At 63.9% G+C, this 26,154-nt stretch carries 24 protein-coding genes; 20 read left to right on the top strand and 4 right to left on the bottom strand.

Going from position 1 to position 26,154, the window contains the following annotated elements:
- Nucleotides 1-3 precede the first annotated feature (3 nt).
- The gene (locus BLQ01_RS18580) at nucleotides 4-291 is read left to right on the top strand and encodes a MoaD/ThiS family protein (protein ID WP_091553505.1); all 288 of its coding nucleotides are present in this window, start codon (nucleotides 4-6) and stop codon (nucleotides 289-291) included.
- Nucleotides 292-331: 40 nt separating this feature from the next.
- On the opposite strand, the gene BLQ01_RS18575 is transcribed toward BLQ01_RS18580, so the two are convergent.
- Nucleotides 332-568 (bottom strand): hypothetical protein, encoded by a 237-nt coding sequence (locus BLQ01_RS18575; RefSeq protein WP_026541127.1) that lies wholly within the window; start codon nucleotides 566-568, stop codon nucleotides 332-334.
- A gap of 227 nt (nucleotides 569-795) precedes the next feature.
- On the opposite strand from BLQ01_RS18575, the gene BLQ01_RS18570 reads away from it, so the two are divergent.
- Nucleotides 796-3,507 (top strand): FG-GAP-like repeat-containing protein, encoded by a 2,712-nt coding sequence (locus BLQ01_RS18570; protein ID WP_091553503.1) that lies wholly within the window; start codon nucleotides 796-798, stop codon nucleotides 3,505-3,507.
- Nucleotides 3,508-3,715: 208 nt separating this feature from the next.
- Here BLQ01_RS18570 and BLQ01_RS18565 read toward each other — a convergent pair whose 3' ends face one another.
- Complete coding sequence (locus tag BLQ01_RS18565) at nucleotides 3,716-5,053, bottom strand: MFS transporter (protein WP_026541129.1); 1,338 nt, start codon at nucleotides 5,051-5,053, stop codon at nucleotides 3,716-3,718.
- Nucleotides 5,054-5,256: 203 nt separating this feature from the next.
- On the opposite strand from BLQ01_RS18565, the gene BLQ01_RS18560 reads away from it, so the two are divergent.
- From BLQ01_RS18560 to BLQ01_RS18505, 12 genes are all read left to right on the top strand, one after another.
- The gene (locus BLQ01_RS18560) at nucleotides 5,257-6,027 is read left to right on the top strand and encodes an IclR family transcriptional regulator (RefSeq protein WP_091553500.1); all 771 of its coding nucleotides are present in this window, start codon (nucleotides 5,257-5,259) and stop codon (nucleotides 6,025-6,027) included.
- Between the two features lie 524 nt (nucleotides 6,028-6,551).
- The gene (locus tag BLQ01_RS18555; RefSeq protein ID WP_091553498.1) at nucleotides 6,552-7,457 is read left to right on the top strand and encodes a shikimate dehydrogenase; all 906 of its coding nucleotides are present in this window, start codon (nucleotides 6,552-6,554) and stop codon (nucleotides 7,455-7,457) included.
- Entirely contained in the window at nucleotides 7,457-9,328 is a 1,872-nt protein-coding gene (locus tag BLQ01_RS18550; RefSeq protein WP_091553495.1) for a bifunctional sugar phosphate isomerase/epimerase/4-hydroxyphenylpyruvate dioxygenase family protein, read from the top strand. Before BLQ01_RS18555 ends, BLQ01_RS18550 begins: the two co-directional genes overlap by 1 nt.
- Nucleotides 9,329-9,381: 53 nt before the next feature.
- The gene (gene pcaH / locus BLQ01_RS18545) at nucleotides 9,382-10,251 is read left to right on the top strand and encodes a protocatechuate 3,4-dioxygenase subunit beta (RefSeq protein ID WP_026547718.1); all 870 of its coding nucleotides are present in this window, start codon (nucleotides 9,382-9,384) and stop codon (nucleotides 10,249-10,251) included.
- A gap of 4 nt (nucleotides 10,252-10,255) precedes the next feature.
- The gene (pcaG, locus tag BLQ01_RS18540; protein WP_091553493.1) at nucleotides 10,256-10,876 is read left to right on the top strand and encodes a protocatechuate 3,4-dioxygenase subunit alpha; all 621 of its coding nucleotides are present in this window, start codon (nucleotides 10,256-10,258) and stop codon (nucleotides 10,874-10,876) included.
- Nucleotides 10,873-12,291, top strand: a complete 1,419-nt coding sequence (locus BLQ01_RS18535; protein ID WP_091553490.1) for a lyase family protein — start codon at nucleotides 10,873-10,875, stop codon at nucleotides 12,289-12,291. The genes pcaG and BLQ01_RS18535 overlap by 4 nt, the downstream gene beginning before the upstream one ends.
- Nucleotides 12,284-13,087 (top strand): alpha/beta fold hydrolase, encoded by an 804-nt coding sequence (locus BLQ01_RS18530; RefSeq protein WP_091553488.1) that lies wholly within the window; start codon nucleotides 12,284-12,286, stop codon nucleotides 13,085-13,087. The genes BLQ01_RS18535 and BLQ01_RS18530 overlap by 8 nt, the downstream gene beginning before the upstream one ends.
- The gene (gene pcaC / locus BLQ01_RS18525; protein ID WP_091553486.1) at nucleotides 13,084-13,530 is read left to right on the top strand and encodes a 4-carboxymuconolactone decarboxylase; all 447 of its coding nucleotides are present in this window, start codon (nucleotides 13,084-13,086) and stop codon (nucleotides 13,528-13,530) included. Before BLQ01_RS18530 ends, pcaC begins: the two co-directional genes overlap by 4 nt.
- Before the next feature lie 98 nt (nucleotides 13,531-13,628).
- Nucleotides 13,629-14,843, top strand: a complete 1,215-nt coding sequence (locus tag BLQ01_RS18520) for a thiolase family protein (protein ID WP_091553484.1) — start codon at nucleotides 13,629-13,631, stop codon at nucleotides 14,841-14,843.
- A gap of 14 nt (nucleotides 14,844-14,857) precedes the next feature.
- Entirely contained in the window at nucleotides 14,858-15,541 is a 684-nt protein-coding gene (locus BLQ01_RS18515) for a 3-oxoacid CoA-transferase subunit A (RefSeq protein ID WP_091553481.1), read from the top strand.
- 2 nt (nucleotides 15,542-15,543) lie between these two features.
- Nucleotides 15,544-16,212 (top strand): 3-oxoacid CoA-transferase subunit B, encoded by a 669-nt coding sequence (locus BLQ01_RS18510; protein ID WP_091553479.1) that lies wholly within the window; start codon nucleotides 15,544-15,546, stop codon nucleotides 16,210-16,212.
- Between the two features lie 405 nt (nucleotides 16,213-16,617).
- Nucleotides 16,618-17,421 carry an IclR family transcriptional regulator domain-containing protein gene (locus tag BLQ01_RS18505; RefSeq protein WP_091553477.1) on the top strand — a complete coding sequence of 268 codons (804 nt, stop codon included), beginning with the start codon at nucleotides 16,618-16,620 and terminating at the stop codon, nucleotides 17,419-17,421.
- 29 nt (nucleotides 17,422-17,450) lie between these two features.
- Here the strand turns inward: BLQ01_RS18505 and BLQ01_RS18500 are convergent, their stop codons facing one another.
- Both BLQ01_RS18500 and BLQ01_RS18495 read right to left on the bottom strand, forming a co-directional pair.
- On the bottom strand, nucleotides 17,451-17,795 hold the full coding sequence (locus BLQ01_RS18500) for an iron chaperone (RefSeq protein WP_026541142.1): 345 nt from the start codon (nucleotides 17,793-17,795) through the stop codon (nucleotides 17,451-17,453).
- 41 nt (nucleotides 17,796-17,836) lie between these two features.
- The gene (locus BLQ01_RS18495; protein ID WP_026541143.1) at nucleotides 17,837-18,235 is read right to left on the bottom strand and encodes a RidA family protein; all 399 of its coding nucleotides are present in this window, start codon (nucleotides 18,233-18,235) and stop codon (nucleotides 17,837-17,839) included.
- 136 nt (nucleotides 18,236-18,371) lie between these two features.
- Here BLQ01_RS18495 and BLQ01_RS18490 point away from each other — a divergent pair, with 136 nt between their 5' ends.
- The 6 genes from BLQ01_RS18490 to BLQ01_RS18465 are packed head-to-tail and all read left to right on the top strand — an operon-like array spanning nucleotide 18,372 to nucleotide 26,151.
- Nucleotides 18,372-19,226 carry a fumarylacetoacetate hydrolase family protein gene (locus tag BLQ01_RS18490; RefSeq protein WP_091553474.1) on the top strand — a complete coding sequence of 285 codons (855 nt, stop codon included), beginning with the start codon at nucleotides 18,372-18,374 and terminating at the stop codon, nucleotides 19,224-19,226.
- A gap of 32 nt (nucleotides 19,227-19,258) precedes the next feature.
- The gene (locus BLQ01_RS18485; protein WP_091553472.1) at nucleotides 19,259-19,741 is read left to right on the top strand and encodes a cupin domain-containing protein; all 483 of its coding nucleotides are present in this window, start codon (nucleotides 19,259-19,261) and stop codon (nucleotides 19,739-19,741) included.
- 3 nt (nucleotides 19,742-19,744) lie between these two features.
- Nucleotides 19,745-20,617, top strand: coding sequence for an acyl-CoA thioesterase (locus BLQ01_RS18480; protein WP_091553470.1), 873 nt, complete (start codon nucleotides 19,745-19,747; stop codon nucleotides 20,615-20,617).
- A 58-nt stretch (nucleotides 20,618-20,675) separates the two neighbouring features.
- Nucleotides 20,676-22,385: an AMP-binding protein gene (locus BLQ01_RS18475; RefSeq protein ID WP_091553468.1), complete on the top strand. Its 1,710-nt coding sequence runs from the start codon at nucleotides 20,676-20,678 to the stop codon at nucleotides 22,383-22,385.
- A gap of 14 nt (nucleotides 22,386-22,399) precedes the next feature.
- Nucleotides 22,400-24,790: a bifunctional salicylyl-CoA 5-hydroxylase/oxidoreductase gene (locus tag BLQ01_RS18470; RefSeq protein WP_091553465.1), complete on the top strand. Its 2,391-nt coding sequence runs from the start codon at nucleotides 22,400-22,402 to the stop codon at nucleotides 24,788-24,790.
- A 2-nt stretch (nucleotides 24,791-24,792) separates the two neighbouring features.
- On the top strand, nucleotides 24,793-26,151 hold the full coding sequence (locus tag BLQ01_RS18465) for an MFS transporter (protein WP_026547707.1): 1,359 nt from the start codon (nucleotides 24,793-24,795) through the stop codon (nucleotides 26,149-26,151).
- The last annotated feature ends 3 nt before the right edge of the window (nucleotides 26,152-26,154 follow it).

Here is a 26,154-nt window from a genome sequence, read left to right as displayed (position 1 = left end):
GTTGTGGCTGACTTTACGGTCCTGCTGCCTGGTGTCCTGCAGCCCCTCGTCGGCGGACAGTCCTATCTGACTGCGTCCGCCGACGGGGCTGTGACCGTTGGACAATTACTTGATGCGGTGACCGAAGATTATCCGGTGCTGGCCAGGCGTTTGCGTGATGAAACCGGGTCCCTCCGCCGTTTCGTGAATATTTACGTGAACGGTGATGAGGTGCGGCGTCTGAAGGGTCTTGATACGGAGGTCGCTGCCGGACAGGAGGTCCTGATTGTCCAGTCCGTGGCCGGCGGCTAAGCCCGATTTGAAGGCTAAGCGGGATTTGGGGTCAGCCGGTTCAGGCGACGCGCCAAACACTGCATTCGTCGGTATTGATGGCTTTCCTCAACCCTGAGGCGTGGTCCATGATCCAGACGACGCCGATACCCGGCGCGGTCTCCTGAACCAGTCCGCGGCGGATGACCACGTCATCGTAGGCGGGTCCCACGGACAGGCGGGCTTCGATCTCGTCTCCACGGTGGAGCTGGCTGATCGCGCGTATACGTGTTGTGTGAGTTGTGACTTCCTTCAGCATGGTGGCCTCCTGGGCTGGAGCTTGTGCCTGCACTTGCCGGCTATTCCAGTGTGGCCCGGCATTGTTGCCACGGTATTTCGGGCCGGTTAGGGTCCGGTTAGGATTCCGGGTTGGTTGCATTTCAATCGACCCAGCCCTGCCTTCCCGGCGTGGTGGGGCCGCGGCTGTAGCCTGATCTCGGTTCTTGAGACTCACAGGAGCCACAGGCTCCGTCCCCGGGAGATTCAATGGGTGTTTTGCGGCGATCCATCGCGCTGTCCACAGGCTTGATGGTGTTTGCCACCGGCCTGTTTTTCGTTCAGGCCCCTGCAACAGCCGTTCCTGTCCCAGGCCCGGACAATCCGAACGTGAAGTTCATTGAAGGCACGCCACACTCGGATCACACGTTCGAAGAGCCGCCGGTGGGCGGCGCACCCAAGGGACAGTCCGACGTCGACTCCCTCCTCAGCGACGGTGCAGCAGCGATTGGCCCGGGCGGTGACATCCGTGTCCGGCTGGTGACGGCAAAACTCGCGGACAACTCCAACACTGTCTCCATGGCCGACGCCGAAAAGACTGTGGCCGCCACCAGTTCCTACTGGCAGGCGATGACAGCGAACAAGCTCTCCATGACGGTCAACAGCAAGGTTGCCGGGCACCAATCCCAAGCAAAATCGACCGACAGCTACAGCACCATCATCTCCACCATCACCAGCGAGCTGAAGTGGTCGGCGAGCCCGTACACGGCGCTGGTGATCTTCATTCCCACCGCCACGTTGTCCGGAAACGCGCTCGGCGCCGGCTACAGCAGCGGCAGTTACAGCGGCCGCGTCCTGATGCCGCAGATCAGCAACTTCTCCAACAACGTCATGAGCCATGAGTTCGGCCATGTCATCGGCATGATGCACGCTGATGCGCTGCAGTGCACCAGCGGAGCATCGGACGTCGGAGTCAACAGCAACGGCCAGTTCACGGACCCGTCCTGCTACATCCGGGAGTACGGCGATACCACGGACATCATGGGCGCTGCGCAATGGAACTCACCCGTCATCAGCTCCACTTTCTGGGACTACGGCGGACTTGGACGAGGCGATGAAATCCGTGACACCGGAGTGGCCACGGGAGTCAAGAGCTATACGCTTAAGCCCTGGGGAGGAACCGAAGCCCAGCGGGCCCTCAAGTTCACGGACCCCGTCAGCAAGGAGGTCTATTACCTGGAACTTCGGCAGCCGGTTGGCTACGACAGTTACCTTTCAGGCGGCAACAAAGGCGTCAAAATTGTCCAGCGCGGCGGTGCCACGATTGCTTCGTCGCTGATCCTCATGCCGGACACCACGCCGTTCAGTGGTTGGTACAGCCAGAACCACGCCTGGCAGGCCGGGAGCACTTTCACCACCTACACAGGTACCAGGGTGACCATCAACTCGGTCAGTTCAACCTCCGCCACGGTCACCATCAATGCGGACACGAAACTCAAGACACGAATGAGCTTCTCCGCCGGAGATTTCGACGGTGACAAGCTGGCCGACGTCCTTTCCCGCGAAGCGGACGGTTCGCTTCTCCTCTACGCAGGCCTCCCCGGGAACCGCCTCGAGGACCCTGTACGGATAGGCTCCGGCTGGGACATCTTCAACGCGGTCCTGGGCACGTCCGATTTCACTGGCGACGGCTTCGCCGACATCCTGGCGCGCAGCAGCGACGGCGCCTTATGGCTCTACCCGGGCAATGGCAAGGGCGGCTTCCTGCCCCGAAGCCAGGCAGGGTATGGCTGGCAGGGCTTTACGCAGTTGGTGGCTCCCAGTGACTTCAACGGCGACGGCCGGGCAGACCTTATTGCCGGCAGTTCCGACGGCCGTCTCTGGCTTTATCCCGGCAGCGGTTCGGGTGGATTCCTGGACCAGCGGCAGATCGGCCAAGGCTGGGATGTGTTCACCAGTCTTTCCGCGGCGGGCACTTTCGGTGGCGGCACGGCCGGACTCCTTGCCCGCACGTCGGACGGCACTCTCTTTGTCTACCCCGGCGACGGCGCGGGCAGCCTCCTGCCGCGTACCGCCGTCGGAACCGGTTGGAACCTGGCCGGTGACATTGTTGGCGGGCAGGAATTTACCGGCGACGGCAAGGCGGATGTCCTTGGCGTTGGTTCCGATATGACGCTTTACCCGGGTGACGGGACCGGCTTTGCCGAGCGGCTGGCGATCGGAAGCGGTTGGAACCAATTCAGCCAGGTGTGGGAAGCCGGTGATTTCGACGGCGACTCCGTGGGCGACATCCTGGCGCGGGGAGCCAACGGCATCCTGTGGCTCTACCCGGGGAACGGTTCGGGTGGCTTCCTGCCGCGCGTACAGGTGGGGACCGGGTGGAACATCTTCACGTCGGTTCTGAGCGTCGGCGACTTCGACGGCGACAGGCACCCGGATCTGGTGGCCAGGGCCTCCGACGGGACGCTGTGGCTTTATCCGACCGATGGGAAGGGGCAGTTCCTGGCCCGCAAACAGATTGGTACGGGCTGGCAAGGATTCACTGAGCTGCTGGCACCGGGCGACTTCTCCGGCGATGGCCGCTCCGACATCCTGGCACGGGCCGCGGACGGAGCCTTGTGGCTCTACCCCGGCAACGGTGCCGGGGGATTCCAGCCGTGGAAGCAGATCGGGACTGGCTGGAACATCTTCAACGCCGTCATGCAGGGCAGCGACTTCAACGGTGACGGCCGGGAAGACGTCCTCGCACGTGGTACCGATGGTGCACTGTGGCTCTATCCGGGCAACGGCACCGGGGGCTTCCTGACACGGCAGTACCTGGGGTCCGGGTGGAACATGTTCACTTCCTTTGCTGCCCTGGGCAACGCCTTTACGGGGACGGGCGATCCGTCCCTGGTGGGCGTGGCCGGGGATGGAACACTGCTTCTCTACTCCGGAACGGGTTCTGGAAAGTTCAAGCCGGTGGCGTTGGACCCGCGGTAACCCGCACTCGGAGTTGTCCACAGGTGAGCCTCAGGCCCGGCGCCGTGGAATTGTTGAATAGGGCGACGCAACGTGGAAGTGGGAAGCGCTCCTTCCCGGTTGCTTGGGCCCCTCAGGTTTAAGAAGAGCGAAAAAACCCGGAATGCCGTGTGGCATTCCGGGTTTTTCGCTGCTTCTCCGGTCTCAGCCCAGCGGGGCTGAGTGCGGGTTACACGTGCTGGGTTTGCTTGGGCAGGCCGAGCTCTGCGGTGGGCGTCTTGGCGGATTCGCGGGCGGTGGAGGCCGAGATGACGGCGATGAGGCAAACTACGGCTGTGAAGATCGAAACTGGGACCCATCCGCCAGGCTTGGTTCCGCCGATCGCGGTGACGATGGTGGGCGCGAAGCCTGCCGCAAGGAAGCCAAGCTGGGTGCCGATGGCCAAGCCGGAGAAGCGGACTTTAGTGCTGAACATCTCGCCGTAGAACGAAGGCCACACGGCGTTGGCTGCCGCGTAGCCCAGTGAGAAGTACGCGATAGCGGCGATGAACATAAGCGGCGTGGAGCCGGATTCGAAGCTCAGGAAGAAGAATGGTGTCATGATGGCGCTCGCCACGGCCCCGTAGATGAACACGGGCTTGCGTCCGATGCGGTCTGCGAGCATGCCGAACAGCGGCTGGGTTCCCAGGGCAACAACGTTGGCCGCAACCACCAGCCACAGAGTGATGGTGCTGTTGACCCCGGCGACATCCTGGGCGTATTTGATGGCGAGGGTGCCGAAAACGGTGCTGACTGCTGCAATGAAAGCGCAGCAGATGACCCGCAGGACGTCCTGCCAGTGGTGCTTCAGCAGGTCTGCGATGGGAAGCTTGGCGATCTGGTTGTTCTTCTGGGCCTCAGCGAAAGCGGGCGGTTCGTGCAGGGTGCGGCGGATGAAGAAGGCCACAAGCACCACCACTGCGCTGAGCCAGAAGGGGACGCGCCAGCCGATTCCGTATTTGATGTCATCCGGCAGTGCCACCACGGGGATGAAAACCAATGCGGCCAAGATCTGGCCTCCCTGGGTTCCAGTGAGGGTCCATGACGTAAAGAAAGATCGGCGGTTGTCTGGAGCGTGTTCCAAGGTCATGGATGACGCGCCAGCTTGTTCACCGGCTGCGGAAAGTCCCTGGCACAACCGGGCGAGCACCAGCAGAGCGGGCGCCCACCAGCCGATTGTTTTGAAATCAGGGAGGCAGCCGATCACGAACGTCGACGCGCCCATCAGGACCAGGGTAAACATGAGGACCTTTTGCCGGCCGATCTTGTCTCCGAAATGACCCAGGAATGCCGCACCGATGGGGCGGGCCAAGTACGCGAAACCAAAGGTGGCAAAAGACATGACAGCCGCATTGGCGTCGGCGGAGGGGAAGAACACGTGGGGGAAGATCAGGGCTGCGGCGGAGCCGAAGATGAAGAAGTCGTAGTACTCCACCGCGCTGCCCAGGAAGCTGGCAAGTGCGGCTTTCCGGGGTGTTCCTGTGGTGGTTTCAGTGCCTGGCGTCGCTGACGGCATTGTTTGGCTCATGGAAGGTTCCTTCTGTGACGACGATGTCGCGGATCTGGCTTCGGTGGGAAGACCAGAGCGAGGTGCGGCCGGATCATCCCTAAAGTAACCACATGGTGAGAGCTACTTGTGCAATACAGCAATAGTGGCTGTGAGTGGGGTCACTTGTCAAGAGATGTCACCACCATCTAGAAATAGCTCTCACTATGTGGGAGCATCGAGTCATGAGTGTGAAAGAAGACACAAAGACCGACATGGTCGGCAAAGCCCTGAGTTTGTTGGTCCTGCTGGGCGACGAGCCGCGCGGCGCCAGTGCGGCGGACCTGGCAAGGAGTGCAGGCCTGCCCTTCAGTACTACCTACCGGCTGCTGGGCTCGCTCACGCGCGACGGCTTTGTGGACTACGAGCCCGACGGGCGGCGCTACCACCTGGGCCTGCGCGTGTTCCAGCTGGGGCAGCGGGTTTCCAATCACCACGGCTTCGCGGCTACGGCACTGCCTGTCCTGCAGCGGGTCACGGAGCAGACGCATGAGGCCACCATCCTTTCTGTCCGCGACGGCAACCATCACCTGACGGTCAACAAGGTGGATGGCCCCAAGACGTTCCGCGTCACCAGCGATCCCGGCCATCTCGGCGCCCTGCACACGACGTCCGTGGGCAAGGCCATTGTGGCTTTCGAGGAAGAGGTGGAGCGGAAGCGCCTGCTGGAAGAACTTCCCCTGGACCCCCTCACGGAACGTTCCATCACAGATCGCGATGTGTTCCGCGAGGAAATCGAGCAGGTTCGACGTCAGGGCTACGCCGTGATGGACGAGGAGAACGAGGTCGGAATGCGGGCAGTCGCCGTCCCTGTCCTCAACTCCCAAGGGCATGCGTTCGCATCGCTGGCAGTCGCCGTGCCCGTCTTCCGGATGGGGATGGAGGAGCTGATCGCGCACGTCCCCACCCTGCAGGAAGCCGCAGCTGAGCTGTCGGCCCGCCTGCCCCAGCGCTAGCCCTCGTTGTGAGGCCCGTTTTGCACACCAAACACGCGGGATACCCGGCAGAGCGGGCCCCGCAACGCACCCCCCCTCGTTGCGAGGCCCGTTATGCACACCAAACACGATGGATACCCAGCAGAGCGGGCCCCGCAACGCACACCCTTCTCGTTGCGAGGCCCGTTATGCACACCAAACACGATGGATACCCAGCAGAGCGGGCCACCCAACGCATACCCCCTCTCGTTGTGAGGCCTGCTTTGCACACCAAACACGATGGATACCCGGCAGAGCGGGCCACCCAACGCATACCCCGCACGTTGTGAGGCCCGCTTTGCACACCAAGCACGCGGGATACCCGGCAGAGCAGGCCCCGCAACGCACACCCCTCAACGCAGCACCAAACAGAACCCGCCAAATGTTCGCGATAAGAACAAGCGTGCGGAATATGAACACTTGTAGTAATCTCAATAACACCCGGTCAGGCGGCGCCCTCCAAAAGCGCCAAACGCCCGCGGTGCTGAAGTCAAAGGAGCTTTAGGATGAGCAACCGAGCCGAGTCCGTTCTGGTGGGCCTCATAGGCGAAGGCGTCATGCCCTCGCTCACGCCGCCCATGCATGAACGCGAAGCCGATGTGCAAGGCCTCCGCTTGCTGTACCGCCCCCTGGACCTGCTGGAACTCGCATTGCCGGCCACCGCCGTCGGGGATCTCCTGACCGCAGCGAACCGTATGGGCTACAACGGCCTGAACATCACGCACCCGTGCAAGCAGTTGGTGCTGGAACACCTTGATGAAATTTCCGACGACGCCCGTCGACTGGGTGCCGTCAATACAGTCCTGATCCAGGATGGTCGGCTGATCGGCCACAACACCGACTTCTCCGGTTTCGGCTCGGCGCTCGCCGACGGGCTCCCCAAGGCAAAACTGGATCGCGTGGTCCAGCTTGGTGCGGGCGGTGCCGGCTCCGCCGTCGCCTACGCACTCCTCACAGCCGGCGTCAAAACGCTGGACCTCGTGGACATGGACCCGGCCCGTGCGGCAGAACGCGCCGCGGAACTGGGCGCACTCTTCCCGGAGGCCACCGTGACGCCCCGAAGCACCACCGAGCTGCCGGGGATCATGCCCCTGGCTGACGGATTGGTGCACTGCACCCCGATCGGCATGGCCGCCCACCCTGGCTTGCCTTTGGACATCGAACTCCTGGAACCGCGCCACTGGGTGGCGGACATCGTCTACCGGCCCATCGAAACGCAGCTGGTCCGCCAGGCCCGCGCCAAGGGATGCGACGTCCTCGACGGCGGTCGGATGGCAGTCGGTCAGGCGGCGGACGCTTTCCAGCTCATCACCGGCCGCAAAGCCGACCGGGAACGGATGCGCGCCCATTTCCTGGAGCTGATCGCGGCGGAAGACGCAGCAACCCCCGAGCTGGCAAAGGCGGGCCACTGATGCGCACCGGAATCGCAACGGTCTGCCTGTCCGGCACGCTGAAAGAGAAAATGCAGGCCTGCGCCATTGCGGGCTTTGACGGCATCGAGATCTTCGAACAGGACCTGGTCACCTCTCCGCACAGCCCGGAGGAAGTACGGAAAATGGCCGCGGATCTTGGCTTGGGCCTTGATCTCTATCAGCCGTTCCGCGATTTCGACGGCGTCACTCCGAACCTGCTGAAGGCCAACCTCAAGCGGGCAGAGGCCAAGTTCAACCTGATGGAACGCCTTGGCATGGACACCATCCTGGTCTGCTCCAACGTCGCCACGGCCACCATCGACCACGACGACCTCCGCGCTGAACAGCTGGCCGAACTCGCAGGATTGGCAGGGGACCACGGCGTCAAGGTTGCCTACGAGGCACTGGCCTGGGGCAAATACGTCAACGACTACGAGCACGCGTACCGCTTGGTGGAGATGGTGGACCACCCCAACCTCGGCACCTGCCTGGACTCGTTCCACATCCTGTCCCGCGATTGGGACACCGCACCGATCGAGGACATCAACGCGGAGAAGATCTTCTTCGTCCAAGTTGCCGACGCCCCCAAGCTCTCCATGGATGTCCTCTCCTGGAGCCGCCACTACCGGGTTTTCCCCGGGGAGGGCCAGTTCGAACTCGCCAAGTTCATGGGCCACGTGGTTCGCGCAGGTTACGCCGGGCCGGTGTCACTGGAAGTTTTCAACGACGTCTTCCGGCAGTCGGACACCGAGCGCACGGCCGTTGATGCCATGCGCTCCCTGATCTGGCTTGAGGAGCAGAGCGCCGCATGGCTCGCAAGCACCTCCGCGGAAGCGGGAACTGACGCAAAAGCCGCATCCCGCCGTCGTTATCCCATGGAACTTGCCACGCTGCCCAAGGTGAACGAGCCCGCCGGCTTCAACTTCGCCGAGGTTAAAGCGGACGACACCGCGCAGCTGGAGAAGCTCCTGGGCCAGCTCGGGTTCGAGTTCGAGGGCCGGCACCGCACCAAGGACGTCCAGCTCTGGACCATGGGCCAGGCCCGCGTGATCATCAACGAACAGGCGGCATCCCACGCGGAACCGGCTATCGCCGCTTTGGGGTTCGACGTCGACTCCCCAGTGATTGCCTCCGCCCGCGCCCAGCAACTCAAGGCACCCGTGGTGGCCCGCAAGGTCCAGGCCGACGAGGAAGTCTTCCAAGGCATCTCCGCGCCCGATTCCACCGAGATCTTCCTGTGCCAGGGAAGCCCGGACGGCACCGCGGCCTGGACGCACGAGTTCGGCGAAGGGCGGGAACACGCCCCCAGCACGCAGAACGCCGTGATCGACCACGTGAACCTCGCCCAGCCGTGGCAGCACTTTGACGAAGCCGTCCTCTTCTATACCAGCGCCCTTGCCCTGGAACCCCAGCCGTTCGCCGAAGTTCCCAGTCCCAGCGGCCTGGTCCGCTCGCAGGTCATGGAAACCAGCAACGGGGAGGTCAGGCTGGTCCTGAACCTTGCACCGGCCCAGCAGGCACAAACAGCGCGCAAAACGTATCAGGAACACATCGCCTTCGCTGTGGACGACCTCGTGGCCACCGCCCGGTCCGCCCACCAAAGAGGCCTGGAGTTCCTGCAGATTCCGGCCAACTATTACGAGGACCTGGATGCCCGGTTCGATCTCGAACCCGGATTCCTGGCCACCCTCAAGGAGCTGAACCTCCTGTATGACCGGGACGCCAACGGCGAATTCCTCCACTTCTACACCGCCACTGTGGGCAGTGTGTTCTTCGAAATGGTGGAGCGCCGCGGCAACTACGACGGTTACGGGGCGCCCAACGCCCCGGTGCGTCACGCCGTCCAATACGACTCGCTCCACCGGGTGTAAACCCACCGCCGCCCCGCAAGCCAACAGAAACCATCAACCGAAAGGAGCCGGCCGTGCCACACGAACAGACAGCACAGGCGCTCGAATCCGAGGAACTCGTGCCGCCCGCAGAGCCGCAGGCCGCCCACCAAGCCAAAAAGGTGGAAACCCAGGCGGATCTCAGTGCTGAGATCAAGGGCATCGGGGACCGCTATGCCGAGGCACTGAAGAACGGGAAAGGCCCGGAGACCATGCCGCGGCTGGACTACGCGCCGTACCGCAGCAGCATCCTTCGCCACCCCACCAAGAGCCTGCACCACGCGGACCCGGAAACCATTGAGCTCTACTCGCCGGCGTTCGGACACCAGGACGTGCACGCACTGGAGTCGGACCTGACCATCCAGCACAACGGCGAACCGCAGGGTGAACGCATCATCGTCGCGGGCCGGGTCCTTGATGGCGACGGCCGCCCGGTGGCCGGCCAGCTGGTGGAAATCTGGCAGGCGAACGCATCAGGCCGCTACATCCACAAGCGCGACCAGCACCCCGCACCGCTGGACCCGAACTTCACCGGCGTCGGGCGTTGCATCACCGGCGACGACGGCTCCTACAGCTTCACCACCATCAAGCCCGGCGCCTACCCGTGGAAGAACCACCTGAACGCCTGGCGTCCGGCCCACATCCACTTCTCCATGTTCGGCTCGGAGTTCACGCAGCGAATCGTCACCCAGATGTACTTCCCGGGTGACCAGCTCTTCCCGCTGGACCCCATCTACCAGTCGATCGTGGACCAGGACGCCCGCGACCGCCTCGTGGCACAGTATGACCACGAGCTCACCAGCCCCGAATGGGCGCTCGGCTACAAGTGGGACATCATCCTGACCGGTTCCAAGCGGACCTGGACAGAAAACGAAGCATACGGCGACGCCGGGGACGAGGAGTAAGCGCATGAGCAAGCTGGCACCCACACCGGGCCAGACCGTAGGCCCTTTCTACGGCTACGCCCTCCCCTTCAACAAGGACAACGAACTCCTGGCACCCGGAAGCCCCGGCAGCATCCGCCTCCAGGGCACCGTGTACGACGGCGCCGGCAACCCCATCCCGGACGCCATCCTGGAAATCTGGCAGCCTGATTCCGAGGGCAACATCGTTCAGCGCACCGGCTCCCTGGTCCGCGACGGCTACACGTTCACCGGATGGGGCCGCGGCTCTGTTGGCAACTCGGGCGTGTACACCTTCACCACGGTCAACCCTGGCCCCACGGCTCCGGGTGCGGCAGCATTCATCTCCGTTGCCGTGTTCGCCCGCGGCCTCATGAACCGCCTCTTCACCCGTGTCTACCTCCCCGAAAACGAGGAAGCGCTGGCCAACGATCCCCTGCTGGGCTCCCTGGATCCCGAGCGCCGCAAGACGCTGATCGCCCGCCGCGACCCTGACGGCGGTCTTACCTGGGACATCCGTCTCCAGGGCGGCGACGAGACCGTGTTCCTTGATTTCCAGCAGGACGGATCGCTGGATAACAGCGTCGGGAACAACCAGGAAACTGCCGAGACGGAAACCCCGGCATGATCGACGGCGACTTCGGCCTCCTCAGCCCCGTTTCGGCGTCGCCCTCCGTGGTGGCGCTGACGGGCGACCGTGCCGTCATCTCGGCAATCCTCGACGTCGAAGCCTCCTGGGCTGCTGTCCTCGAGGAAGCGGGACTGGCTCCCGCCGGATCCGCCGCCGTGGTGGCCGAAGCCGCCGATGCGGGTTCTTACGACGTTCCTTCGGTAGCGGAGCGCGCCCAAGGCGGCGGAAACCCGGTGATTCCGCTGCTCGGTGATTTGCGGGCCCGGGTCCGGGAGTTGGACACTGCCGGAATCGGCGCCGCCAAAGCTGTGCATACATCGCTGACCAGCCAGGACGTCCTCGACTCCGCGCTCATGCTTCTCGCCAGCCGCACCGTTTCCTCGTTGCTGGCCGAGGTCAAGGGCACGACGACGGCGCTCGCCGCCCTGTCGCGGGACCACACGGACACGCTGTGCGTTGGCAGGAGCCTGACGCAGCATGCCCTGCCCTATACCTTCGGGCTCAAGGCCGCCCAGTGGTTCCAGGGCGTGGCCGCCGCGGCTGCGCGATTGGAGTCCTTGGAATTGCCGGTGCAGTTCGGGGGTGCTGGGGGGACTCTGGCTTCGGGGACCAATCTGACTGCTGGTTCGGACGCAACACCGTTTACATTGGCCGACTCACTGGCCGGAAGGTTGGGCCTCGCACCCGCCCCCGCGCCGTGGCACACCAACCGGCTGGCCGTCACTTCGTTGGGCGACGGACTCGCAGCGCTCCTGGATTCCTTCGGCAAGATCGCCGCGGACCTGCTGTTCCTCAGCCGGCCGGAAGTCGCCGAACTCGGCGAACCCCTGGCCGCCGGACGTGGAGTTTCCTCGGCCATGCCGCAGAAGCAGAACCCCGTGCTGTCAGTGCTGATCCGTAGTGCCGCATTGCAGGCACCCGGTCTCGCATCGCAACTGCACCTCGCCGCAGCAACCTTCAACGATGAGCGACCCGATGGCGCCTGGCACAGTGAATGGCCGGCACTTCGCCGGCTCTTGGCCTTGACGCTCGGGGCTGCCGGACACGTCCGCGAGCTCGTAGAAGGACTGCGTGTCTTCCCTGATGCGATGCGCCGGAACTTGGAGATCTCGGGACCGCTGCTCCTCAGCGAAGGCGCCTTGGCCGCCGTCGCCCCCCTCCTTGGGGAGGACGGGAAGCAAAAGCTGCAGGGCGTCGTCGATGAAACCCTCAAAGCCCCCGCCGCTGAGCAGCCCCGGATTTACACCAAACTCCTGCGCGAAACTGTGCCTGCGGACAAGCTCTCCGACGCCGAACTTGATGCACTCCTGGACCCCGCAAGCTACCTCGGCGAGGCCCGGGAAATCAGTCGTCGGATCCTTGCCGCCTACCCGAACTTTGCATCATCACCGAAGGGAGCCACTCGTGGCTAAACCAATCGTCAAGGCCGTGCTGCTCTCCCCGCAGCGCGGGCTCGGAACCAAGCCGCTCCTGGTGGTGGGCCCTTCGCTGGGTACGTCCACGGTTCTTTGGACCGAAACCGCGGCCCTCCTCGGCGACGAGTACGACGTCATCGGTTGGGACCTCCCCGGCCACGGCATTTCGCCGACCACCACAGAAGGTTTCGATGTCGCGGAACTGGCGGACGCCGTCGTCGATCTCGTTGACTCTGTTTCGCCGGGCGCGTCCTTTCACTATGCGGGTGTTTCGCTCGGTGGGGCCACCGGCCTCCAACTCGCCATCAAGCATGGCCACCGCCTTCGCAGCCTGTCCGTCCAGTGCAGTGGCGCCAAGCTGGGCACGCCCGAAGGCTGGCTGGAGCGCGCCGAAACGGTCCGCAGGCTGGGGACGCCTGTCATGATCCAAGGCTCGGCAGAACGCTGGTTCGGTCCCGGTTTCATGGACCGGCAGCCGGACATCAGCAGCCGCCTGTTGCACGCCCTCCGCGACGCCGACCGCTTCGGTTACGCGTTCTGTTGCGAGGCCCTTGCCGCGTTCGACGTCCGCGAGCAGCTCGGCAGCATCACTGTCCCCACGCAGGTGATCGCCGGCGTCGAGGATTCAGTAGCACCGCCGTCGATGGCCGAAGCCGTGGTTTCCGGCATCAAAGCCGGCGGCGGTTTGGCCGAAGTGCAAACGCTCGACGGCGTGGGTCACCTGGCGCCCGCCGAGGCACCCGCCGCTGTGGCGGACTTGATGCGCACCTTTATGAAGGAGAACGGACTGTGAGCGCTGTGTCCCCGGACAATTTCGAACGGAACGGTGCCGTGCAGCCGGACTCCACCATCCAGGACCTGTACGACGCCGGAATGGTGGTCCGCCGCGAAGTACTGGGCGATGCCCACGTGGACCGGGCCAACGCCGGCAAGGACTCCTTTACCGAGGACTACCAGGACATGATCACCAGGATCGCCTGGGGTGGCATCTGGACGCGGCCCGGCCTGAGCCGGCAAATGCGCTCCGCCGTCACCCTCACGGCACTGGTGGCGCACGGTCACTGGGAAGAGCTCGCCATGCACATCAGGGCAGCCCTCAATAACGGCCTGAGCAGGGACGAAATCAAGGAAATCCTGCTGCAGACCGCCATCTATTGCAGCGTGCCGTCAGCCAACTCCGCGTTCAAGACGGCCCAAAAAGTATTCGCCGAGATCGACGCCAACGAACCCAACTAGTCCCCACCGCCACCCAACTAGGTAACAGCAAACGTCCCATTGGGGGCTCATAGCGACGTTGCTGTTACTCAGTTGGGAAAGAGAACGAAGGAAATCCCATGAACCAGGCTTTTGTGTACGACGCCGTGCGCACGCCCTTTGGCAAGTTCGGCTCCGGCCTTGCTGCTGTCCGTCCCGATGACCTTGCTGCCCACGTGGTCCGTGAGTCCGTCAAGCGTGCTCCCGGCCTGGATGTCGAGAGGATCGACGAGGTGGTGTTCGGCAACGCCAACGGTGCCGGCGAAGAAAACCGCAACATTGCCCGCATGGCCACGCTGCTCGCCGGGCTTCCGGTCTCCATTCCGGGAACCACGGTCAACCGTCTGTGTGGATCTTCCTTGGATGCAGCGATCATCGCTTCGCGCCAGATCAACGCCGGCGACGCCGACCTCATGCTCGTGGGCGGGGCCGAATCCATGTCCCGTGCGCCCTGGGTGTTGCCGAAGACGTCCAAGCCCTACCCGGCCGGTGACATGACCCTCGCGTCCACCACGTTGGGCTGGCGTTTGGTGAACCCGGCCATGAACAAGGACTGGACCATCTCCTTGGGCGAAGCCACCGAACGGCTGCGGGAGAAGTACGGCATCACCCGGGAACGCCAGGATGCTTTTGCGGCTGATTCACATAATCTGGCCGATGCTGCGTGGAACGAAGGCTTCTACGATTCTCTGGTGTCGCAGGTTCCGGGCACTGACCTGGTCCGCGACGAGGGCATCCGAGCAGGTTCATCGGCGGAGAAGCTGGGCGGTTTGAAGACCGTGTTCCGGCCTGAGGCTGACGGGCCCGACGGCGGTACGGTCACCGCCGGGAATGCCTCGCCATTATCCGACGGTGCTTCGGCGGCGTGGATCGGCTCGGAGGCTGCTTCTGGGCTGCTGGGCATGGAGCCCCTGGCCCGCATCGCCGGCCGGGGTGCGCACGGCAACGATCCCCAGTACTTTGGGTTTGCCCCGGTGGAGGCCGCAAACAAGGCCCTCGCGAAGGCGGGCATTGGCTGGGACCAGGTTGGCGCCGTCGAACTTAACGAAGCGTTCGCCGCCCAATCGCTGGCGTGCGTTGACGCGTGGGGGATCGATCCCGCGATCGTGAACCAGCACGGCGGTGCGATCGCCATGGGTCATCCGCTGGGTGCTTCCGGTACCCGCATCCTGGGTACGCTCGCCCGTTCGCTGCAGGCGTCCGGGCAGCGCTGGGGCGTCGCGGCGATCTGCATCGGCGTGGGCCAAGGCCTGGCCGTGGTGCTCGAAAACGTCACTGCCGGCGCGTCGGCATAAGAAGGGGTTGAGTCATGCTGAATTTCATTGACACTGTTGGCGAGGCTGTCGCCGGCATCAAGGACGGCTCCACCGTGATGATCGGCGGGTTCGGCAACGCCGGGCAGCCGTTCGAACTGATCGATGCCCTCATGGACTGCGGTGCCAAGGACCTGACCGTGGTGAACAACAACGCCGGCCAGGGCGACCAAGGCCTGGCGCTGCTGATCAAGGAAGGCCGGGTCCGCAAGATGATCTGCTCCTTCCCGCGGCAGTCCGATTCCTGGCACTTCGATGCCAAGTACCACGCCGGCGAGATCGAGCTGGAACTCGTCCCGCAGGGCAACCTGGCCGAGCGGATCCGTGCCGCGGGCGCTGGAATTGGTGGCTTCTTCACGCCCACCGGCTATGGCACCACGCTGGCCGAGGGCAAGGAAACCCGGTTGTTGGACGGCAAGTGGCAGGTCTTCGAAACACCGATCCACGCCGATGTTGCCCTGATCAAAGCACTCAAGGCCGACGGCAAGGGCAACCTCGTGTACCGCAAGACCGCCCGGAACTTCGGCCCGATTATGGCTGCCGCTGCCAAGCACACCATTGTGCAGGTCTCGGAGATCGTGCCAACCGGTTCCCTGGATCCGGAAAACGTGGTGACCCCGGGAATTTACGTCAACAGCGTGGTCCGCGTCGGCGGTTCCAGCGCAGAACAGGTGGCCTGATCATGAGCACCCAAACCAGCCTCCAGACCTTCGAAAAGCCGCTGGGCCGCGACGAACTCGCCCAGCTGGTGGCCCGCGACATCGTCCCTGGCTCCTTCGTGAACCTGGGCATCGGCCAGCCAACACTGGTGTCCAACTACCTCACCGAGGAACAGAACATCACGCTCCACACGGAGAACGGGATGCTGGGGATGGGCCCGGCCGCCGTTGGGGATGACGTCGATGGTGACCTGATCAATGCTGGGAAGATCCCCGTCACGGAGCTTCCCGGGGCCTCGTACTTCCACCACGCCGACTCGTTCGCGATCATGCGCGGCGGGCACCTGGACATCTGCGTGCTCGGCGCCTTCCAGGTTTCCGCAACGGGTGACCTCGCCAACTGGCACACCGGAGCGCCCGACGCCATCCCCGCCGTCGGAGGTGCCATGGACCTGGCCACCGGCGCCAAGGACGTGTTTGTGATGATGACTTTGCTGACGCGCGAGGGCGTGTCCAAGCTCGTGGAACAGTGCACCTACCCGCTCACTGGCGTCGGCTGCGTCACCCGCGTGTACACGGACAAGGCTGTGTTCCTGACAGGACCCGACGGCGTCACCGTCCGCGAGACCTTCGGCTGCACCTTCGAGGAAATCCAGGAGCTCGTACCGCTGCCGCTGAAGAAGGCAGAGTAGGCCTCGCAACGTTGGGTCCTTCGCGTTGTGGGGCCTGGTTTGCAGGGTATTTCGCGCGCTAAGCGTGCGGAGTAGGCCCCGCAACGTTGGGCCTCCGTGTTGTGGGGCCTGGTTTGCAGGGTGTTTCGCGCGCTGAGCGTGCGGAGTGGGCCTCGCAACGTTGGGTCCCTCCCCGTTGTGGGGCCTGGTTTGCAGGGTATTTTGCGCGCTAAGCGTGCAGAGTGGGCCCCGCAACGTTGGGTCCCTTCGCGTTGTGGGGCCCGGTTTGCGTGCGTGATCCCGGGTTTGGGGCGCAGAGTAGGCCCCGCAACGTTGGGTCCCTCGCGTTGTGGGGCCGGTTTGCAGGGTATTTCGCGCGCCAAGCGTGCGGAGTGGGCCTCGCAACGCAATCTAGGATTGGAAACCATGACCGACTCCGCAGTTACCCCACAGGCCAGCGACCAGTACGTCCAGTCGTTGGCCAGGGGTCTCGCTGTGATCCGGGCCTTCGACGCAAACAACCCGGTGATGACGCTCAGCGAAGTCGCGGCCCGCACGGACCTGACCCGCGCAACGGCCCGGAGATTCCTGCACACCCTGGTGGAGCTGGGCTACGTCCGTACTGACGGCAAGACGTTCGCGCTCACTGCGAAGGTGCTGCAGCTTGGCTACTCGTATCTCTCCGCGCTGTCCCTGCCCCAGCTCGCCCAGCCCCACTTGGAGCAGCTCAGCCTGAAGCTGGGGGAGTCGACGTCGGCCGCGGTCCTGGACGGTCCGGACATCTTCTACGTTGCCCGCGTCGCCACCCGCCGGATCATGAACGTCGGCATCACCGTGGGCACCCGCTTCCCGGCGTACGCAACGTCCATGGGGCGCGTACTGCTCGCCGGATTGCCCCACGCCAAGTTTGAGGCCTACCTTTCGACGGCGGAACTCACCCCGATCACGCCGCGAACCGTGGCCAGCGTGCCCGACTTGAGGGCCGCCGTCGAGCATGTCCGTGCGCAAGGCTGGTGCCTGCTGGACCAGGAGCTGGAAATCGGCCTGATGTCCATCGCGGCGCCGGTGTGGAACCACAACAACGGCGACAATGTTGCCGCAATAAACGTGTCCCTGCAGGCCCAGGCCGTCGCAGCCCAGCCAGACCCAGACGTGTACCTCGAATCAGTGCGGCTGGAAGTAGTGGCCACGGCCAACGCGATCTCGCAGGACGTGTCCGCCAAGCATTAACCCACCCGACTCGGTCGGTCAGCCGGAGGCTACTTCCGGATCGCCGCCAGCCGTGTCTCCAGGATCCGCCGCACCATCGAGTCGGGCACTGGGTTGTCTGCCGAGAACCGCAGCGTCCCCGGCGACCACGAATAGCCGCCAAGCTCCTCCGACATCTCCGGCAGGATCTGACCGCTGAACGGGTACAGGGCCAGGTGTTTCTTCGTTTCGAGCACGCTCACCAGGCCCTTGCCGTCAACCAGCAGCGCGGGCATCCCGTAGCTGACGCCTTCTTCGGCGTCGGGAGCGAGCTCGCGGGCGATTCCCACAATCCGCTCAAGAATGCCGCGATTGCCGGCAGAGACGCTCTCCAGATATTCGGTGACGGTTCCCATAGGGACATGCTTCCCCAAGCGCGCCGCAGGTGCCAGAGTCTTTAGCGCTCGGGAATCACCGCGATGCCCTGGATTTCGATCAGGGCCTCTTTCTGCCACAGCCGTGTGACCCCGATGCCAGCCATAGCCGGGTACTGCGATCCCGCCATTTCACGCCAGATGCGCCCGATTTCGCGGCCGTTGGCCATGTAGTCGTCCACGTCCGTGAGGTAGATGGTCACGTTGACCAGGTCTTCAGGCTGTCCGCCGGCCTCGCGCAGGGTGGTGATGACGTTGGAGAACGCCTGCGTGAACTGTTCCACGATGCCGCCGGGAACGATGTTCATGTTCTTGTCCAGAGCGGTCTGCCCGCCCAGGAACACGGTGTTCCCGGCAAGAATGCCGTGTGCGTAGCCGGATGGTTTGGCCAGCGATTCCGGGTTGATTGTTGTGTGGCTCATGCTGTTCCTCCTCGTTGTGGCAACTGCAAAAACTTTTGGAAAGCCTCTGTGCAGATCATTTCCGCCGTGCTACGTTGAGCATATGTGACGATCGTAAAAAAGTCGACACATCGTAAAACTCGAAGGGAACCCCCACATGAAACTCGCCACCTTGCGCACGGCCAACGGAGGTACGACGGCGGCGCTCGCCACGGGCGCCGATTCCTACCTCACGCTGCCCGCCACCGACGTCGGGGCCCTCCTGGCCCAGCCGGAATGGCGGATAGTGGTGACGGAGGCCGCGGCATCCAAGGAGCAGAAGGTCATCGCAACCGGTGAAGCCGACCTGGCGCCGCTCCTTCCCCGCGCCGGCAAAGTCATCTGCTGCGGCCTGAACTACGGTGACCACATCCAAGAGATGGGCCGGGACCTTCCGGAGTACCCCACGCTGTTCGCCAAGTACGCGGACACCCTGGTGGGAGCCAACGACGCCGTGGAAGTCCAGGGCAGCGACCGCGTCGACTGGGAAGCCGAGCTGGCCGTCGTCGTGGGTTCCGAGCTGTACCGGGCGGATGAAGACCAAGCCCGCGCGGCAATTGCCGGGTACACCGTGGCCAACGATGTTTCCATGCGCGATTGGCAGAGCCGGACGCTGCAATGGTTCCAAGGCAAAGCGTGGGATGGCAGCACCCCTGTGGGCCCGGTCATGGTCACCGCAGATGAAGCGGGAGAACACTTCGAGGTCCGCGGCTACGTCAATGGCGAGCTCGTGCAGCAGGGAAACACCAGCACCTTGGTGTTCGGCCCGGCCCAGTTGCTGTCCTACATCTCCCAGTTCACCCTCCTGCGTCCCGGCGACCTCGTCCTGACGGGAACGCCCGGGGGAGTGGGCATGGGGATGACCCCGCCACGCTTCCTCAAGGACGGGGATGTCCTCACTACCGAAATCGACGGGATCGGGCGTTTGGAAAACCAGTTCCGCATCCACGCGTCAATCCCGGCACACGCCTAAAAACGCCTAAAACCACACCGAAGGAGAACCCCATGAGCCAGAGCACCACCGAATACGTCCTCGAAGGCGACAACTCCATCTACGCCCAGGCCGACGGCAAGGTTGTCCCCGTCGTCACCCGTGCCGGCGCGGAAGACACCAACACCGCCCAGTCCGGCGACTGCATCCGCGTCTCCGGAGTGAGCATCCAGCACACTCCGGCAACCAAGATCTGGTTCGGCCAGGTATCGAACACTCCCGGGTACCGCTCACTCCCGCACCACCATGGCGAGGCCGAAACGGGTGGCTATGTACTCCGGGGGCACGGCCGGATCTACTTCGGCCAGAACTACTCCGAATTCCTGGACATGAAGGCCGGCGACTGGGTTTTCGTGCCGCCGTTCATGCCCCACGTTGAAGCCAACATGTCCGTCACCGAGGAACTCGTCTGGCTGACGGCGCGCACGCCGGAGAACCTGGTGGTCAACCTCGAAGACGTGGCCGACGAAACCCTCGCCGACTACCGCCGGGCCTAAGCCATGATCACTGGAACCCTGACCTCGGAGACCTTCCTCAAGGCCGTTGAACTGACGCCCACAACGGCTGAAGTTTTCGATGAAGCCTATGAAGCGACCACACAGTATGTACCGTGGCCAAAAGCCTATGGTGGAGACATGGTGGCACAGGCCGCGGCCGCAATGATGCGGTCCGTTGATGCTGACAGGACTCTGCACTCGATGCACAGCTACTTCATGCGTCCGGTGGATATTGGTTCCAGTGTCCGCTACGAAGTGGAGCGCCTGCGGGATGGCCGGGGCTACTCCACGCGTACCGTCCGCGGCTTCCAAAACGGCAAACCCGTCTACGCGGCCATGGGTTCGTTCCAGGTTCCCGAGAACGGACCGGACTTCCAGCCTGAGGCCCCTGCCGCCGTCGAGCCTGAATCGCTGCGGACGGCAGCTGAAGCACTGGAAGGCGTCGACGGCAAAGCCGCCGACTACTGGTCCACGGGCCGGAGCTTCGATATGCGCCATATTCCTGGTCCGGTATATATCGATCTGGAAGGTGGATCGGTTCCGCAGCAGGCGATCTGGGTGAAGGCATTCGACGCACTGCCCGACGACGCCGACCTCCACCGCACAGCCTTGGCTTACGTCTGCGATTACACGATTTTGGAGCCACTGCTCCGGGTGAACGGCCTCAATTGGTCCAGCCCGGGGCTCGCCACCGCCAGCCTGGACCACTCCATGTGGTTCCACCGCGACGGTCGCGCCGACGACTGGGTGCTCTACGCCCAGGATGCCATTTCCGGTCAGAGCAACAGGGGCCTTGCCATGGGCCGCTTCTTCGACCGCCAAGGACGTCTGCTCGCCACGGTGGCCCAAGAAGGCATGATCCGCGCCGGCGCGTAGATAACTTTCCACCTCCCCAACCATCAGCTTCAACGACGCACCACTGAAAGGACCGGCCATGAGCATGATGCCATCGGCCCACGTGGACACGTTCACCCGCGACCACCTGCCGCCCGCCGATACCTGGCCTGCGCTTGAATTCACCCTCCCCGAACTCCACTACCCGGAGCGGCTCAATGCTGCTGCCGTGCTGATCGACGACGCTGTTGAACAGTTCGGCGCGGATCGCCCCGCCCTCTGGACCCCGGACGGCGTTGTCTGGACCTACGGCCAGCTCCAGAAGCGCTCCAACCAGGTGGCCCAGGTCCTTACCGAAGACCTCGGCGTGGTCCCCGGCAACCGCGTGCTCCTGCGCGGGCCCAACAACCCGTGGATCGTGGCCGCCTGGCTCGGCGTGCTGAAGGCCGGCGCCGTAGTGGTGACCACCATGCCCATGCTGCGCTCCACCGAGGTCGCCACCCTGATCGACCTCACCAAGCCGGTAGTGGCCATTTCCGACCACCGTTTTGTGGACGAACTCGCAATTGCCGCTGGGAACGAAACAGCCGGCGTCGAGGTACAGGTCCTGACGTACGGGGCCGGCAACGGATTCGACGACGACGGCGACCTCGCCTCGCGCTGCGAGCACAAGAGCGGCAGGTTCACGGCAGTGGACACCGCCGCTGACGACGTTGCCCTGCTGGGTCCGACGTCGGGCACCACCGGTGTGCCGAAGGTGACCATGCACTTCCACCGGGACATCCTGGCCAATGCGGACACCTTTGCCCGCTACATCCTGCAGCCCACGGCTGATGACGTGTTCGCCGGTTCCCCGCCCCTGGCCTTCACGTTCGGACTGGGCGGCCTGGTGGTCTTCCCGCTCCGGTTCGGCGCGTCCTCGCTTCTGACCGAGAAGGCCGGTCCTGTGGAACTCGCGGAGCACGCCGCCGCAGCCGGGGCCAGCATTCTCTTCACGGCACCAACCGCCTACCGGGCGATCCTGAAAGAGAAGCGAGGAGATCTCCTCCGGGGCCTGCGCATCGCCGTTTCTGCCGGCGAGCACCTTTCCAAGGAAACCTGGGACGCCGTGCATGAAGCCACGGGTCTGCGGTTGGTGAACGGGATCGGTGCCACGGAGATGCTGCACGTCTTCATTTCCGCTGCCGGCGATGACATCCGGCCCGGAACCACCGGCCGTGCGGTGCCTGGATTCAGGGCCACCATCCTGGATGACGACGGCAATGAGCTCGGCGCCGGCAACATCGGCCGCCTGGCCGTGATTGGTCCTACCGGATGCCGGTACCTGGATGATGCCAGGCAGGCGAACTACGTGGTCCGTGGCTGGAACGTCACCGGAGACACGTTCTCCATGGACGCGGACGGCTACTTCACCTATCAGGCCCGCTCGGACAACATGATCGTCTCTTCCGGCTACAACATCGGCGCGCCCGAAGTTGAAACGGCCATCGACCAGCACCCTGACGTCGTGGAGAACGCGGTCATCGGGGTTCCGGACGAGGAGCGCGGCAGCATCGTCTGCGCGTTCATTGTCCTGCGCGAAGGCGTCACCGGCGATGCCACCAAGCGCAAGGAAATCCAGGACTTCGTGAAGCAGACCATCGCCCCGTACAAGTACCCCCGGGACGTGCGCTTCGTCAACGAACTTCCGCGCAATCCCAGCGGAAAACTCCAGCATTTCAAGCTCCGTGACGGCCTTTTTGCCAAGGAAACCGGCGCGAACGCGAGCCAGAACGAACAACTTACCCCCGCCGGCCAGAGCCAGGCCTGAGAAGGAGCAACACCATGAAAATCGCAATCGTTGGAGGCGGCCCCGGCGGCCTGTACTTCGCAGCACTGATGAAGCAGTTGGACCCCTCGCACGACATCACCCTCTGGGAACGCAACGCTGCCAGCGACACCTTTGGCTTCGGCGTCGTGTTTTCCGATGAGACGCTCGGCGGCATCGGCAATGCCGATCCCGTGGTGGCCGAATACATGAGCCGCCGTTTCGCCCGCTGGTCGGACATCGACATCCACTTCCGCGACCAGATGATCACCGTGGGCGGACAGGGCTTCGCTGCCATGAGCCGCAAGGAACTGCTGGAACTGCTCCAGCGCCGCTGCATCGAACTGAACGTGGACGTGCGCTTCAGCACCCTGGCCCCGGCCGTTGAAGAACTCGAAGCCAACTACGATCTCGTACTTGCAGCGGACGGCATCAACTCCCAGATCCGCGCAAAATACGCTGACTCGTTCAAGCCGAACCTGGACCCGCGGACCAACAAGTTCATGTGGCTGGGCACCAACCAGGTGTTCGAGGCCTTCAAGTTCTTCGTGAAGGAAACCGAGTGGGGCGTCATGCAAATCCACGGTTACCCCTACTCGGATGAGGGCTCCACGTTCATTGTGGAAATGCACCAGGACGTGTGGCACGCTGCCGGCTTCGACGAAACCGCCAACGAGGTCTTCCCTCCCGGCGTCTCGGATGAAAAGGCAATCGCAAAGATCCGCGAGATCTTTGCCGAGGAACTGAACGGCTACGAGGTTCTTACCAACAACTCCAAATGGATCAACTTCACCACGGTCCGGAACGAGAACTGGCGCCACAACAACGTGGTGCTGCTGGGCGACGCAGCCCATACAGCCCACTTCTCCATCGGTTCCGGTACCAAGCTGGCTATGGAAGACTCGCTGGCATTGGCTGCCTGCCTGCACGAACACCCGGACGTTGAGTCCGCCCTCGCCGCGTATGAGGCAGAGCGCCGGCCCGTGGTCGCTTCCACGCAGCGTGCGGCCCAGGCGTCCTTGGAGTGGTTCGAGCGCATCGGCCAGTACAAGGACCAGGACCCCACCCAGTTTGCGTTCAACCTGCTCACCCGCAGCCGCCGCATCACGCAGGAAAACCTGCGCCTGCGCGATCCCGAGTTCGCCGACGCCGTGGACCGCGGCTTCGCTTCCTCCCAGGGACTGCCAGAGGTGGCCCCGGCCATGTTCCAGCCGTACCGTATTGGTGGGCTGGAGCTGAAGAACCGCATCGTGGTCTCCCCGATGGACATGTACTCCGCCACGGACGGCATTCCCGGTGACTTCCACAAGGTCCACCTCGGTTCCAAAGCCCTCGGCGGTGCCGGCCTGGTGATGACCGAAATGGTCTGCGTCTCCGAAGCCGGCCGCATCACCCCCGGCTGCAGCGGCCTGTACACCGATGAGCAGCGTGACAGCTGGAGGGAAATCGTGGACTTCGTTCACGGCCGTTCCACTGCCAAGATCGGCGCGCAGTTGGGTCACTCAGGTCGCAAGGGCTCCACCAAGCTCATGTGGGAAGGCATCGACCAGCCGCTCGAGTCCGGCAACTGGACCGCCGTCGGGCCCTCTGCGCTGCCGTACAGCCCGCAGAACCAGACGCCCGTGGAGCTGGACCGCGCCGGCATGGCCGCCATCAAGGCCGAGTTCGTTGCTTCCGCAGTCCGTGCCGACGAGGCCGGGTTCGACCTTCTGGAAGTCCACGCCGCCCACGGCTACCTGTTGTCCTCCTTCCTTTCGCCGGTGTCCAACAAGCGGACCGACGAATACGGCGGCAGCCTGGAGAACCGGCTGCGGTTCCCGCTGGAAGTGTTCGACGCCGTTCGCGCGGCTTGGCCGGCCGACAAGCCGGTGACGGTACGCATCTCCGCCACGGACTGGATCGAGGGTGGCAACACTTCCGATGATTCCGTGGCCATTGCCCGCGCCTTCGTAGAGCACGGCGCAGCCGGCCTGGATGTTTCCACCGGCCAGATCGCCAAGGAAGAGAAGCCTGCCTACGGCCGCAGCTACCAGACGCCGTTCGCCGACCGTATCCGTCAGGAAGTTGCCGCTCCGGCAGGTGTGGCCGTGATCGCCGTCGGCGCCATCTCCAGCTATGACGACGTGAACTCCATCCTGCTCGCCGGCCGTGCGGACCTGATCGCCCTTGGCCGTACGCACCTCTACGATCCCCAATGGACCCTGCACGCTGCCGCTGAGCAGGAATACCAGGGCCCCGGTGCCGAGTGGATCCCGCAGTTCCGGGCAGGCCGCCGGAAGCCACCGAGCTCCCGCACTGACGCCGTTCGTCCGCGCTTGTCCTTGCTCAAGGAAGCGGAAATCGAAGAGGCCAACACCCACCTTCGCTGGACTCCCGAGTCCGCCGCCGCATCGGTTTTGGTGAAGTAGCCATGGCCACCGCACCGGTCAACGACTGGAACGTGCCCAAGAAGACCACCGGAGTGGTCCTCTTCTGCTGCTGGCTTGCCATCCTGGCCGAAGGCTACGACGTCGGCGTCCTGGGAGCCATCCTCCCCGCTCTCGCCGAATACAAGGAATGGAACCTCAGCCCGCTGGCTCTCGGCGGCCTCGGCTCATATGCCTTGATCGGCATGCTTATCGGAGCACTGTTCATCGGTACCCTCAGCGACCTCGTGGGCCGCAAGAAGATGCTCCTGGCTTCCATGGTGATCTTCACGATTACCCAAGCCGGCGCAGCGTGGGCACCTACCCCGGAACTGTTCGGAATCTTCCGTCTGATCGGCGGGCTGGGCATGGGTGGAGTCATCCCGGTGGCAGCGGCCCTGACCATCGAATATTCGGCACCGAACAAGCGGTCCTACAACTACGGCCTCATGTACTCCGGATACTCGCTGGGAATTGTGGCTGCCGCCCTCGCTGCCCTGTTTGTCTTGCCCGTGGGCGGATGGCGTGCAGTCATCGCCATCGGTGCTGCCCCCGTGGTTCTGCTTCCCATCATCTGGAAGTTCCTGCCTGAGTCCTTGGAATTCCTGGAATCGAAGGGGCGGAAGGCGGAGGCCAAGGCCTTGGCCGGCAAACTGAACATCGCCAACTACACGCCGGTGGTTCCCGCCGCTCCTGTTGCCGGTGTCCAAACGGACCCGTGGTGGAAAACCATCACCACCATGTTCTCCCGCAAGTACCTGCGCTCTACCGTGTTCTTCTGGATCTCGCTCTTCTGCGGCCTGGTCCTGGTCTATGGCCTGAACACCTGGCTGCCGAGCATCATGAAGAAGGCCGGCTACGACCTCGGCTCTTCCCTGACGTTCCTCCTGGTCTTCAGCCTTGCATCAGCCATCGGCGGCCTGCTCCTGGGTCGCGCTGCGGACAAGTACGGCAAGAAGCTCATCCTGGTGGTGTTCTACATCCTGGGCGGCCTGGGCATCATGCTGCTGGTCTTCCCGAACACCATGGTGGTCAACCTGCTGTTCGTCGCCTTCGCCGGTGTCGGTTCCATCTCCACCTCGCTGGTCCTCACCGGATACATCGCCGACTACTACCCGGCCAAGGTCCGCGGCACGGCGACGGGTTGGGCGTTGAGCTTCGCCCGGCTGGGTGCCATCTCCGGACCGTTGATTGGTGGCTGGATCGCAGGCTCCAAGCTTCCATTCGAGGCCAACTTCGCGATCTTCGCCGGCATTGCCGTGCTGGCCGCGGGTGCTGTGGCGATGATTCCCAAGCCGCAACCTGAGGTGCCCATTGCCGCCATCGACGTCGATCCTGACGACGCCGCCGTCGGTGCCCGCTAGGAG

Source organism: Arthrobacter sp. UNCCL28 (assembly GCF_900102805.1).
GTDB lineage: Bacteria > Actinomycetota > Actinomycetes > Actinomycetales > Micrococcaceae > Arthrobacter > Arthrobacter nicotinovorans_A.
Note: the sequence above shows the minus strand (reverse complement) of the source record. Positions and strands in the feature narration are given on the sequence as shown.